The sequence below is a fragment of the Mycoplasma bradburyae genome (genome assembly GCF_024338845.1).
Taxonomy (GTDB): domain Bacteria; phylum Bacillota_I; class Bacilli_A; order Mycoplasmatales; family Mycoplasmoidaceae; genus Mycoplasmoides; species Mycoplasmoides bradburyae.
Genome location: NZ_CP101414.1, coordinates 786,525 through 800,265 on the forward strand (window position 1 = coordinate 786,525; position 13,741 = coordinate 800,265).

Sequence of the window (13,741 nt, forward strand, 5' to 3'; positions counted from 1 at the left end):
ATTATTTTCAATCTTAGAGGCTTATTTATTAACATTTTTGTTTTTTTATTTATTTCTCAAGAATAAAATGTCTGAAATCAGTTTCATAAAAGATAAATATAAAATGAACATTAAACCAACCGATTTAATGTTCATTTATCTAATTATTTTAGAAGATTAACTGTTTTAGATATCTTAGAAAGCAACATTGGGTAAGATATTAAACTTGTTATTTCGAAGAATACACTGAATGACAATGGTGCTTTTAACGAATCAAAGTCATAACTGTAGAAGTTCTTCTGACTACTTATTTGATTGCTTGATAAAACACAAACTAATGCGAGAGCACGATATATTGAACTAATCACTACATACACAATTGAGATAGCCACTAAAATCGCATTTAGTGTTTCAGATTTTAGATTTAATGCTTTTGAAACATTTAATGTCTCTAAAGAATTTAGGATATATAAAATCGAAAGAGCTAAAACACCAATCCCTAAAAGAGATGAAAAAATCCCCATAAATATTGATGCTAAACTGAATTTTTTAAGTCGATCTAATGTTCAAACATCATATTGAAGATCAAAGCTAGAAGTTTCGGGTTGTTGATATTCTTCTTCTGGAGCAGCTTGATTTTCATTAACAACTGCAACTGCTTTAGAATCTTTCTCTTCTTGCTGTTTTCTTAAAGTTTCTTCATCAACAACAACTAGATTAGTTTCTAGTTTTTTGCGCATGAAATCTTCAAGCGTCATTCCAGATGGATGTGTTGATGGTTGTTTAGCTGATGGCGCAGGGGCAGGAGTTGGAGTAGGCGCTTGAGGAGTTGTAGTCTTTAATTCTTCTGCTGTTTCTTCAGGGGCAGGGTTTGGTGATTCTTGGATTTGTTGAACTGGTTGAGGCTGTTGTGTTGGTTGAATTGATTGTGCTTTATTAATCGGTTGAGGTTTTTCAACTGGTTTTGATTGTTCAACTTTTTGGTTTTGATTGAAATCTTTTAAGATTGCTTGTTGTGGTTCATTACTTTTTAATGAAGTAATTGGCGCCTCTATCTCACCTTCATCATCAACTGAATTTGTTTCATCTTGAGCAACAAAATCTCTAAGCGAACTAGCCGGTCTTTTATTTAATCCTTGAGCATCTGATTTAATATTTTCGTTTGGTTTGTTAGGGTTTTGTTGTAACTTATTTAATATATTAAGAGTGCCAGGTTGATTAGAATTAATTGTTCTATTATTTAATTGTTGGTTATTTAAATTAGGATTTGGTCGATTTAAATTACCATTTAAATTATTAGGATTTTGACTTAAATTAAGTTGTGGATTAGGTCTTTGTTGTGCATTTAAATTAGGTCTAGGATTTAATCCGAGAGCAATATTGTTAGGTTGATTATTTTGGTTTAGATTAGGATTTGGTCTTTGTTGTATTTTATTAGGACTATCTAATCCATCTTTCTTTGTCTGAGCATTAACAATTTGAGCTTGCGCTTGATAAATATTAGCATTAGGTCTTGGTTGTTGTTTGCTAGCGATATTAACAGAAGGTCTTATGACTTGCTGCAAATTGTTATTCTTGTCTATTGCTGGATTAGGTTTTTGATTCATATGTTTTTTGAACAATAATATCTTGGTAATTTTAATAAATTTAAAAAATAAGACAATTAGGAACCTAATTATCTTTAAAATATTCGATTGCTTTTTGGGTTATTTGACGACCTTTAGAAGTCTTTTTAATTAAACATAGTTTAATTAAATATGGTTCAATCTTTGATTCAATTGTAAATCCGTCAATTCCACTAATTAATGAAAGCGATTTCAAACCAAGATATTGTTTTGGGTTATTTTCAAAAACTTTTAAATATTCTAGATCTAGATTGGATAAGCCAAATTTGTGGATATTAAGTTTTTCTAGTATCTGATGAATATTCTCTTTTTTATTGAATAACTTAAAATCCATAACCCGTTTATAAATTCTTAACGCATTTCTTGGCGTTCCTTTGGAATTCAATGCTATGCTTTGTATTTCGTCATCCGATAATTTAATTTTATCCTTAGCATTAGCCGTCTTAATGATTTCAAAAATTTCTTCGTCTTGATAATAATCGAGTTTTAATAAAATACCAAATCGTTCTTCTAATGGATCAATTATTCTTCCATACATTGTTGTCGCACCTATTAAAGTAAAGGGTGGTAATTTCATTCTTGTAAATTTAGAATTAAAATCTTTGCCTATTAAAATATCAATAACATAATCTTCCATTACAGGAAATAATAGTTCCATAATGGCAGGATTTAATGAATGGATTTCATCGATAAACAACACGTCATTTTTTGATAATAACGAAAAAGCATTTAGTAAATCAGATGGTTTTTGAATTTGTGATGCTTGCAGAATTTTAATTTTTGATTTTAATTCATTTGCTATTATTTGGGCCAGTGATGTTTTGCCAACACCTGGTGGTCCATAAAATAAGACATGGTCTAAAGATTTGTTTTGACTAATTGATGCATTTATGAATGTTAAAAGTTTTTCTTTTAATTCATTCTTACCTATAAATTCATTGAAATTTGTTGGTCTAGTTAATTTCACTTGTTCTTAAACCTATTTGTTTAATAACAACTGCAACTAAATCAGCTGAGTCATTAATTGTTTCTTTTTTGAAATCAATTTCACACAACGCACTCTGAATTTGTTCTTGTTTATATCCTAAATTTATTAAACAATCTATCGCCTCAATAACTAAATCTGATAGCACTTCATCTATATCAGCTTGGAATTGGTTGGTTTCTTGCTTTTTGCTTTTAGACTCTTCTTCATTTTCTTTATCATTCAGAATTTGACTTCTTAAGAAACCTTTATTAGCAATATCAGACGCTAGAAGGATCGTAGCAATTTTCTTATTCATATTCTCTAGTTTTAATAATCCTTCTAGGTCATTATTTTTAATTAACGACAAAACATCATCTTGATTGTTAGCCATAATATTAATTGCTGTTTTAGGTCCAATTCCATTAACTGTCAACAACGATTTAAATCATTCTTTTTCTTTTAAACTCTTGAAAGCATAAAATTCTTTACTTAAAGAGTTATTTTGCGTAACAAAAGCTAATTCATGTAAAAAGATTAATACATTTGTATCAGATCTACTAAAACCGCTATTTGGTTTTACATTAACCCAATAACCTCAGTTATTGGCAACAAACAACATTTTCGTGCTTGTAACATATTCTATTTTTGCATATACAGAAGTTATCATATTCTACTCCTGTTCAAGATATGTCAATTTTTTTAAAAAGAATTAAAAAAGATTAATTTGATTATCTTTTGCTGCACGTTTCATTTTTTCTAATAAGGTTATTAGGTTTATTAAACACTCTTCATAAGATCCGTTCGCAAATAATCTTCTTCTGAAATCAGTAACATAGTTATTAATATCTTGCGATTCGTAGATATATTTATTCAAGAACATAAATGCATATTGACATAGTTCTTTTAATTCAACTTCTTTAATTGATATAGCTAACGCTTCAAGAAAGTGACGCTCCATCTTTCTATGCAAACCATCGAATTTAACAATGTTTTCTTTGTAATTTTTATTTAAATTACTTTCCATTATATTTAATTCATTGGTATTGTCAGCAATCAACTTATACAATTTATCATTCTTGATATCATTTTTTATGAAATAATTTCTAATCATTCCAAATTGCAATCTTAAGTTATTTGTATTAAATAAAAAGTTTTCATAAACAGCAATATTATCAGCTATTGTTTTAATTAAATGTTCGATCATATCATTTAATTTAATAGCGTTATCTGCAATACTGCTAATTAAAACTAGATATTCTTTATGGCTATAAGATTTCTTATTATCATCATTAATTTCATTAACCAATGTTTTTAATTGAGCTGATTTGTAATTAATTTCTTTAATCTGCTCAATTAACATATGATCTTTTTTGAAGTTAAGAATAAAGGTATCAAGTTTGTTTTTTAATTTCTCAAAATTACTTATGTAATGTTCAATTCATCTTTGAAACGATTCATAAATTACAGAAATCGTGCTCATTGATTTGATTTCTAAATCTAATTCGTTTTTAGTTCGATAAATCAATTCAAACTTATCCTTCATTACTTTTTCAGCGTAATGAAAATTACGATTAATTAAAGCATCATACACATCATTTAATTCTTTGTTTGTATATTTAATAATCGTCTGAACGCGTTGTTTAGATTCGTAAGGAAAGTTTTGTTCTTTAGATAATTGATTGTAAGAACATTGCATTTCTTCCAATAAATATTTTAGTCTTATTCTTCACTTATTAAGAACGAAATATGTTTTGCAAGTATTAATAAGAGTTGGACAAGTTTTTAGAAAATGTTCGATAAAAGCTGCTAAATTCTTATTCATTAACATCGTTGAAGCATCTTCTAACTTAGCTAAACAAGATGAAAAAGAATTAGTCATTTTTAATAGCTCACTATTATCAAATGAAGGTAATATATATCTTTCTAAAAACTTAACTAAATCATCAAACAATTCCTTAAAATTAACTACTAAGGCAGATGAATTATTTTTGTATGCTGAGATATCACCTTTAATATTGTTAAATGATTCATCCAAACTCTGAGCCTTATCTAGATATAAAGAAATTTGTTTTGAAGCTTTCTTTGTGTATTGAAAATCAAAATGATAGTCAAAATTACTCAATTCTTTAATTGGTTCATAAACAGCATCAATTTGCTCTCGATAAAAATCATTAAACTTATTAATAAACTCAACAACATGCGCAAGTTGTGATCGTTTATTAGATAATTTTGTTATTTGCAAAATTGTTTGTTTGTAATTTTTAGCAGATAAAAGATTATACTTTTCTCTAAACTTATAATTCTTATTAATTGATCTACGAACGCGGATAAATATAACAAAATAAACGCTATATAATACAACTACAACAAAAGCAATTACTGCTAAAAGAATAATTAGAATTGATTGGATACTCATATATGATGTATTATTAGCGTTCATTTTATCTATCTGTGTTTTTGAATTAATTCATCTAATACTTTGATACTAACATTAGGGTTTGCTTGACCATTAGTTTTTTTCATCAATAAACCTATTAATAATTTCTCTACACGTTCTTTGCGTGTATCGTAATCATTTAAAACATTAATGTTTTCTAATAAAATCGGTTCAAGCAATGCTTTGATTTCACCAGGTTCTTTGATTTGCTTCATATTTAGTCTTTCAACTATCTGAGCAACTGTTTCATCTGATTTAATTATTTCATCTAAAACTACTTTTGCTTGCTTTTGGTTTAAATCTTCATTTTTAATCATTACAAGCAAATCACTTAAACCATCAAATCATTTTGGGTTAATTAATTCTAGTTTTAATTTTAATTTATTAACACGACCAATTAATTCGATTAATAATCATTTTGACACCAAGCTTAAATCATCAATTTTACTGTTAATTTCATTTAATTTTCTGTATAAAAAGATATTATCTAATAACAGATCTACAAATTGTTTATCAAGCCCTTGAACTAATAATTCTGATTCAAGTTTCTTAATATCAAAAACTGGCATCTGATTAGTTTGTTCTAAAAATTCTTGATCAAGTTGGATACCTATAATATTCGGTTCAAACATATAACGATAATCAACTGCATCAGTCTTTTCACGCATAAATACAGTTTGATTTAATTGATCATCATAACGCATAGTGGCTTGAATCAAACCTTGGTTTGATAAAAGCATTTCTTGTTGTCGATTAATTTCGTAATTAATCGCTTTTTCAACATTATTAATCGAATTAATATTTTTGATTTCAACTCTTGTTCCGTATTTTTTCACGCCATATGGACGAATCGAAACATTAACATCGACACGCATAGAACCTTCTTCTAACTTAGCGTCGCTGATATCATTAAAAATTAGGATTCTTCTTAGATTTGTTAAATATTCTTTAACTTCTTGTCCGCTTTCAAACACTGGATCAGTAACAATCTCAATTAATGGAGAACCTGCTCGGTTATAATCTAATAAAATTTTGTTATCTTGATTTAATTGTTTGGCAGTATCTTCTTCAATATGAAAACGCTGAATTGGTATTTTTTTATTAGAGATTTCAACATAACCATTCGTAGCTATTGGGTGATGTTGTTGGGTAATTTGATATCCCTTAGGTAGGTCTTGATAAAAATAATTTTTACGATCAAATCTTACGTGGTGATCAACATTTTTCATGTTTAAAGCTTTAGCTAATACTAAAGCTTTTTTAACTACCAAAGCATTAGGCTCAGGCATTGTTCCTGGTAATCCTAAATCGATCGGGTGAACATTGCTGTTTGGATTATCTGTGTGCGAATTAGCTGATGGAGAAAACATCTTTGTCTTCGAATTTACAGCTACGTGCACTTCTATACCTATTGTCGGTTGGAAATTATGCATTTATATTCCCTCCATAGTTATCTAATTCTGTTTCGATTATATGAGCTGTTTTTACAACTAATTCATCTTTAAATTGATCTGATACTAAATTTAAACCGATTGTAAGATTTTCGCGATTTTTAATCATTGGAATAGTAATGGATGGATGTCCACCAAAATTAGCAATACTTAAGAAATCATCGATTAAGTTAGAACTTGCTATTCCTTCTTTAATATCATCAATTGTTTGCGCAAAACTACTTGCACCTAATGAGAAAACAACATCGACAGATTTTTTTGAACGTTCAAACTCTTCAACAATTAATCTTCGCGCTTTTTGCGCTTTTTTGAATAGCGGTTCGTAATTATTAGCTAAAGTAATATAAGCTCCGATTGTGAATCTTCTTTTGATCTGATTTCCTAATAATTTAGTTCTAGCATTAATTACCTTCTCATCATAATTATCACCTTCCACTTTTTCACCAAATGGAATACCAGTCAGATTAGCATAACAACTATTAGCCTCTGGGAAACTTAACATTTGGTAAGTTGGAATTGTCGCTTTTAATAAATTGATGTCAAACTCAAGTTCAACAATCTCAAACTTGTTGGTTTTTCTTAAGAAATCAATTACTTGTTTTCAAGCCGTTAGTACATCTTCATACATATAAGGCTCTAAATTCTTATAGTAACCTAAGCGAATCTTTTTATTAAATGAATCAGATTCTAATAAATTATTAAGTAATTTATTAGTTGTTTTTTGTGATGTAAAATCTTTTGAATCGTATTGAGTTAAAGCATCAGCTACAATAGCCACATCAATAACTGATCTAGCAAAAATCCCTACATGGTCAAGTGATGGTGCGTAAGGAAATACACCATAACGCGAAATCAAACCATATGTAGGTTTAAAACCTACAACACCTACCAAACTAGCTGGTCTTCTAACAGAGTCACCAGTATCAGTTCCGATACTAAAAACAACAGAGTTATTCGCAACACTAATAGCACTACCAGAAGAAGATCCTCCTGGAGCATATTTTTTAGATATCGGGTGATGCGTATAACCAAAACCAGAATCTAGACCGGTACCACCTAATCCAAATTCGTCCATATTGGTTTTAGCCATCATAGAAGCATTCATATTTTCTAGAATCTTATAAACTGTTGCATCGTATGGTGGTTTATAAGACCCCAAAAATCTTGATCCTCCAGTCGTCCTAATGTTCTTTGTCGAAATATTATCTTTTAAACTGTAAGGAATATAAGCTAATAAAGAGCTATTAAGATTATCTGGATTGAAGCTATTTGAACTAGAACTTAATAAATCTTCATTTACATATAAATAAGCATTAGTTCATGAGTACTTATGAATTAATTTTAATGAATTTTTAATTAATTGTTCAGGCGTAACTTCTTTTTTTCTTAATTGATTATTAAGTTTTAAAATTTCTGATTTCATAAGCTATACCTTAACAAAATCTCCTAAAGTTTCCTTAGCAGTTTTTTGAATGATTTCTTTATCAGTTAGATACACAACATCATCATCTCTTAATTGATTAGAACTATTACTAATAGGATAGTTCATTGATTTTATCTTACTTGTATCTAGTTTTTCAACTTCCTTGAAGTTACTTAAAATATCATCAAACTCCATTTGCAACTTTTCAATTTGTTCTTCATCTAATTCAAACTTAACTAGCTTTGAAAGTTTTTTTAAATCTTCTTTATTTATTTTCATATTAGAACCTTTTTTTCTACTTGTTCAATTTTTAATAAACAATGGTGTATTTAAATCTTCTGTTAATTCATCCTCATAGTTATATTTCATTATTGGTTGAATGATCATAATAACAGGATAGATTACTATAATATCAATTAAAAACAGCGCTGGATTAGCGATTAATCTGATCGAAATTCAGAATGGATAAGGCTGACCAGTAATTTCTTTATCAAAGATAGGTAAAAAGAAAAGATTAACTAGAACAGCATTAACACCCGCTAAACAGACTAATGAAATTAATGATGAATACCAATTCTTTCTGGCATCTATTGTAATAATATGTTTGTGATTACAATGAATTTCTCTTTTATGAGTAAAACCACTTAAAGCATTAACATTATTAAGTGAAGTTAGCTTATATATTAAAAAAGTAATTCAAACAAAAGCAATAATTCCAATTCCAAAACCTAGAATAATTCAAGTAAAAGCAACTGACGAAAGCTTCGTTTGAGAAATTCCTGGAATCGATAAATCAAATCCTTTATTAACACTAATCTCAGGCATACTTGAGATTAGGAAAGTGGTTACTAAAAACGATAAAATAACTAATAAACTTAAATATATTGATAACGAAAAATTTCGATATTTAGAATATTTAGATGTTGTCAATAACGATCGAATCATTCCAGATAACATTCCTGTTAATATCGCAACAACAAAATATCCGTAATGAAAAAATCCAGCTGATAATGTGACTGCTAAGAGATCAATAATAATCCCTGATATCATCCCGATAATAGGACCAAATAATAATCCTGAAATTTTCACTAGAATTGTTTCAATTGAAACTCTAGTACCCGGATAGACCCTAAATAATATGGATGCTAATCCACCTGTTATAGCGCTAATTAATAGGATGATTGCAACAGCTATCGCTATCACCATCGCCACATTCGTCATACCTATCACTGAGAATCTAGGAATTGTGTAATACCGTTTTTTTTGAAACAAGAAATAGTAGGTTTTTTTAGCTAGAGCTAAAAGAATTACTAACCCTATGATAATCGCAAAAACAGTTATAGCAAACGAACTCGTTGGCTGGATAAATGATTCTTTCATAAAGCTTTATTTCTAGTTGTAATTATAAATTACATAAATATTATTAAAGCCAATCTATAGGCTTAATACCATTCTTTTTTAAAATTTCATTAACCAAATTAAAGTGATTATTATTAAAAAACTTTTCTTGGCTAAAAAAACTGGGATGGGCTGAATTTAATGCAAACTTAATATCTAATTCTTTTAAAAAACTGCTTGCTTTATTCCCTCATAAAACAAATACTGGTTGTGGCTTTAAATATAGCAATTTAATGATCAAGAATTTAATTAATTCTTCTCATCCTAAATTTATATCACTTAAAGCTGATTTTTGTTTTACTGTAAGAATCGTATTAATTAATAACACACCTTGTTTAGCTCAATGACTTAAAGAGTAATCAAATTTATTTAGATCTTGATCAGATAAATTAAGATTATTCTTCATTTCTTTAACAATATTTCTTAATGAAGGTGGTATTTTATTAGTATTAACGCCAAAACATAAGCCATTAGCTTTATCAACACTAGGATAAGGATCTTGACCAATGATTACGACCTTAGTTTTTTGATAATCAAAATAGTTAAATGCATTAAAAATTAATTCCTTTTTAGGAATTAATTTATTACTTTCAAGTCTTGTGTTAATTAACTCATCTAATCTGTTAAAAATCTTTTTATTTTCATCAAAAAATTCGGTAATTAAGTTTTTTCAATCAGTTTTAATTTCGCTAATTAATTGATTAAGCATATTTAAGGATTAAGTTAAACTTACATCGCTGCAGGCGTGCTTGACGATGAATCATTTGCGGGTTGATTTGAATTCATTGAATCAGTCATAACACCAGAATCATTTGAAGCATCAGTCATCATATCAGAATTCATCATATTATTTGTTGAAGAATTATTATCCATATCACTAGAACTGTTTTCTTTAGATTTAGAAAGATCTAAAATCTCTTTGTCATTTTTTGGAATCGTTAAATCGATCTTTGTGTATTTATCTAATAAAGATAACTTATCAAAATATCAAGAATAGTAATTAAATAAATTAGCACCTAAATAGTTGTTATCAATTACGTAATCTTGATCAATAACATTAAAATGGGTTTTGCTAATTAAATTAAAGAACGAACCAGTAGCCGCTTTAATATTATTAGATTGATTTACAAAGTTATTAGTATTCTTAGTATTATCGTTGTATTCTTCAGGCGATAAAATTTTGGTTAAATCAACTAGTTTGTCAGTTCATTCTTTTTTGAAACCAACTTTTTGATCTTTTAAATCACCAGATTTATATACAAGATCATTACTAGATAATAAACTTAACGGGATAATGCTATCAATTGAAGAAGGTTGAATTAAATAATCTGTTGGATTAACTGTTGTAGTATTACTGCTTGCGGTTGCATTATTAGATTCGTTATTGCTGCTAGTTGTTTTTTTAACTATATTGTATCTAACAATTAATCCAAGATCTTTAAGCTTTAAATTGAATACTGGAGCTTCTAATTTATTTTTATAAACTTCATTAAACTTATTAGCAAGCGCAGTAAATCTAGCATCTTCTTTAGAAGTAATATAAGCACTACGATCAGGAGCTACTGTATTATCTAGTCCCACAGAGTAAAAACCAAAGGTAATGTTGATATCTTTAATAGCATATAACTTAGTTAAATAATTAGATGTTTTAAAAATATTTGCATCTTGGATTTCAGCAGCATTTAACTTATATTTATTATTATAAGCTCGAACATCATAGATCTTATTATCACTAACTAATTGAGGAGTTAATTTTTCAAAATGAAATTTGAAATCAATCGGCGTAAAAATATAATTGTTTTCTTGGTTACCGGTTAATAAAGTATTAGAAAAAGCTTGGTAAAAAGCTTTTTGTGAAGCTATTTTATCAGTTTCAACACCAAATAATTTACTTGTTCAATCTTCTTTTTTATTATGTTCAAGATAATTTGATAAATTACTTGAATATTGAATTGAAGGCATTACGATTGAACCTAATACAGAAATAAAAGTTTGTTCATAGAATAATCTAAACAATAGATCAGCATCGTTATTTAACATTGGAGTATTGTTTGTTCCATAATCCCCATATGCATAGCTAAAGAAATTTTGGTATGGTTGTTGAGTATTATTTTTTTTAGCATCTAAAGCAGCTGCTGCTTGTCTAATATCATTTTGTTTTCATGACATATAGACAACCTGTTTAGCTGAAGTATCTGGATTTTGCGGATCTTTTAGAATTTCAGTAAATTTAGAATATGTTTGATTGTTACGCTTAAAAATAGCGGTAGAACAAGAGCTTAATGCCATCGAACTAGCTAATACTAATGTTGGTATTGATAGATATTTTTTCTTCATTCTAATCTTTATCCTCTTCGAATTTTGAATGTTCTTTATCAAAGATAAATTTAACTTGTCCTGTTGGTCCTGAACGATTTTTAGCAATATGCATTACTACATCTAATTTCTTTTCCATTTCGTAAGTATCCACATCTTGCCCTTTTTTATTAGGAGTTGAAGAATGAATAAACATTACGATATCAGCATCTTGCTCAATACTTCCACTTTCTCTTAAATCAGACAAGATAGGAACAGCGTCAGCTCCTTTTCTTTCTTCGATACGTCTAGATAATTGAGCTAAAGCGATTACTGGAACATTATATTGCTTAGCAATTCTTTTTAAACTACCTGAAATAAAACCTATTGCTTCGTGTCTTGATCTATTTTTAACAGCATCTAAATCATGTGTATTAATTAGTTGCAAGTAGTCAACAATGATGATTTTAGGTATTTTATTAATACTTGCTAAATAGTGCAAGTCATTATAAATCGTTTTAATCGACGTTTGCGGCGATGAATTAATATAGATCGGCAAATCTTTTAAAACTTTAATACCATTAGCAAACTTTTGGTATGAACTGGTTTTACTTGAATAAATTTGTGTAGCAGTTGAAAGTTTAAAACTTACATTAGAATGTAAACTTCCTAATCTAGCTAAAATTTCATCCGAGTTCATTTCGATTGAATAAAAAAGACAAATGTCATTATCTTCATTTAATTCATCATCTAAATTATAGTTATCTAGATCATCTTTTACTGCTTTTTTATATTCATTTAATTCGTTTGCTATGTTATATAAAATATTTAAAGCAAAAGCAGTTTTACCTCGTCCAGGACGAGCAGCTATTACGACTAAATTACCTGGCACTAAACCACTTAAATATTTATCTAAACCAGCATAACCAGTTGAGTAAATATTGTTTTTTTTAGCATTAATTAAATTATTGATTTTAGTTAAAAAATCATCAGCTATTTTATCAATTGAATCAAGATCTGTTTGAATTGAACGGTTAACGATTTCATTTATTTGTTTTTCAAAACGATCAAGTGGAATTAAAGGGCCATTAATATTTTTGTTATCAAAATTTGCGTCATTAAAAAAGTTGTATGTAAGGTAATAAACAGATCTAAACTTACTATGTTCGATCAGGTTGTTCAAAAATTTCGCAAAATTATCAGCACTAATATTCGTATGAGCTCTAATATATGAACATACTTCTGTTAACGAATCTTGTTGGCTATTATCTAATGAAAAATTTTCATTGATTCAAGTTTGAATATTATCAATTGAACCATCGGTTTGATTAACATATAAATCGTTAGTTAAACATTGGAAGATATATCTATTAATTCCAGTAAAATCTTCTTTGTTTAATATTCTTCTAGCAATTTCATAACCGGGAATTTTATGAACAAGACAGCTTAAAACAATTAATTCTAAACGATAGCATTTATATAAAAAAAGTGGGTTTTTTTTAAAAAGTTCGTTTTGAGCCGGATCAAAGGAAACGATATTTTTATTGTAAATATCATTATACGCTTCTATCTCAGCAATAACCATTTCTTCACTTTCAAACTGATCTGAAACAGAATTATTATCTAATTCATCAGAATTGTTCTCGTCGTAAAAATCGTCTGTTGGGTTATTAAATTGATTAATTAACATGTATATTATGCTTTTGATACTTTAACTAAAATAGTTGCATGTACTTGTTCGAAGATTTTGATATTAACTTTATGTTCGCCGATATCAAGTTTCATCTTAGTATCAAGCATGTCTTTAGTAACAGGGATATGTTTTTTATTTAAATCATCAATGATGTTTTTAAAACCAATCGTCCCGAAAGCTTTATTTTCTTGGTTTGTTTTAACGGAATATTCTAGGTTAACACCTTCTAATTGTTTTTTTAAATTTTTAGCTTCTAACAAAAGTAAGTCATGATCTTCTGAACGTTTTGTATTTCTTAAATCTAATTGTTTTTGACTTTCGTTTGTTAGAGGAACAGCTAAATTATTTTTAAACAAATAATTTTTGGCATAACCATTTGATACATTAACTACGGTGTCAGCTTTACCTAAGTTTGGAACGTTTTTAATTAAGATAACTTTCATAAACGAAACCTCGTAGTTTTATTTTAATTA

At 28.1% G+C, this 13,741-nt stretch carries 11 protein-coding genes; all 11 read right to left on the bottom strand.

Annotation, left to right across the window (positions count from 1 at the left end; genetic code table 4):
• Nucleotides 1-143: 143 nt before the first annotated feature.
• Nucleotides 144-1,586, bottom strand: a complete 1,443-nt coding sequence (locus NMG68_RS03055; protein WP_255034499.1) for a hypothetical protein — start codon at nt 1,584-1,586, stop codon at nt 144-146.
• Between the two features lie 64 nt (nt 1,587-1,650).
• A complete protein-coding gene (ruvB, locus tag NMG68_RS03060; RefSeq protein WP_255034500.1) occupies nt 1,651-2,571 on the bottom strand; it encodes a Holliday junction branch migration DNA helicase RuvB in 921 nt (306 codons plus the stop codon).
• Nucleotides 2,558-3,238 (bottom strand): Holliday junction branch migration protein RuvA, encoded by a 681-nt coding sequence (gene ruvA, locus NMG68_RS03065; protein WP_255034501.1) that lies wholly within the window; start codon nt 3,236-3,238, stop codon nt 2,558-2,560. The genes ruvB and ruvA overlap by 14 nt, the downstream gene beginning before the upstream one ends.
• Nucleotides 3,239-3,280: 42 nt before the next feature.
• Nucleotides 3,281-5,011, bottom strand: coding sequence for a hypothetical protein (locus tag NMG68_RS03070; RefSeq protein WP_255034502.1), 1,731 nt, complete (start codon nt 5,009-5,011; stop codon nt 3,281-3,283).
• Nucleotides 5,012-5,016: 5 nt separating this feature from the next.
• Nucleotides 5,017-6,441 carry an Asp-tRNA(Asn)/Glu-tRNA(Gln) amidotransferase subunit GatB gene (gene gatB, locus NMG68_RS03075; protein ID WP_255034503.1) on the bottom strand — a complete coding sequence of 475 codons (1,425 nt, stop codon included), beginning with the start codon at nt 6,439-6,441 and terminating at the stop codon, nt 5,017-5,019.
• Nucleotides 6,434-7,882 carry an amidase family protein gene (locus NMG68_RS03080; RefSeq protein ID WP_255034504.1) on the bottom strand — a complete coding sequence of 483 codons (1,449 nt, stop codon included), beginning with the start codon at nt 7,880-7,882 and terminating at the stop codon, nt 6,434-6,436. Before NMG68_RS03080 ends, gatB begins: the two co-directional genes overlap by 8 nt.
• A 3-nt stretch (nt 7,883-7,885) precedes the next feature.
• Nucleotides 7,886-9,262: an Asp-tRNA(Asn)/Glu-tRNA(Gln) amidotransferase subunit GatC gene (gatC, locus tag NMG68_RS03085; protein ID WP_255034505.1), complete on the bottom strand. Its 1,377-nt coding sequence runs from the start codon at nt 9,260-9,262 to the stop codon at nt 7,886-7,888.
• Nucleotides 9,263-9,305: 43 nt separating this feature from the next.
• On the bottom strand, nt 9,306-9,989 hold the full coding sequence (locus tag NMG68_RS03090) for a uracil-DNA glycosylase (protein WP_255034506.1): 684 nt from the start codon (nt 9,987-9,989) through the stop codon (nt 9,306-9,308).
• 20 nt (nt 9,990-10,009) lie between these two features.
• Nucleotides 10,010-11,617: a hypothetical protein gene (locus NMG68_RS03095; RefSeq protein WP_255034507.1), complete on the bottom strand. Its 1,608-nt coding sequence runs from the start codon at nt 11,615-11,617 to the stop codon at nt 10,010-10,012.
• 1 nt (nt 11,618) lies between these two features.
• The gene (locus tag NMG68_RS03100; protein WP_255034508.1) at nt 11,619-13,265 is read right to left on the bottom strand and encodes a DnaB-like helicase C-terminal domain-containing protein; all 1,647 of its coding nucleotides are present in this window, start codon (nt 13,263-13,265) and stop codon (nt 11,619-11,621) included.
• Between the two features lie 5 nt (nt 13,266-13,270).
• The gene (rplI, locus tag NMG68_RS03105; protein WP_255034509.1) at nt 13,271-13,711 is read right to left on the bottom strand and encodes a 50S ribosomal protein L9; all 441 of its coding nucleotides are present in this window, start codon (nt 13,709-13,711) and stop codon (nt 13,271-13,273) included.
• Between the last annotated feature and the right edge of the window lie 30 nt (nt 13,712-13,741).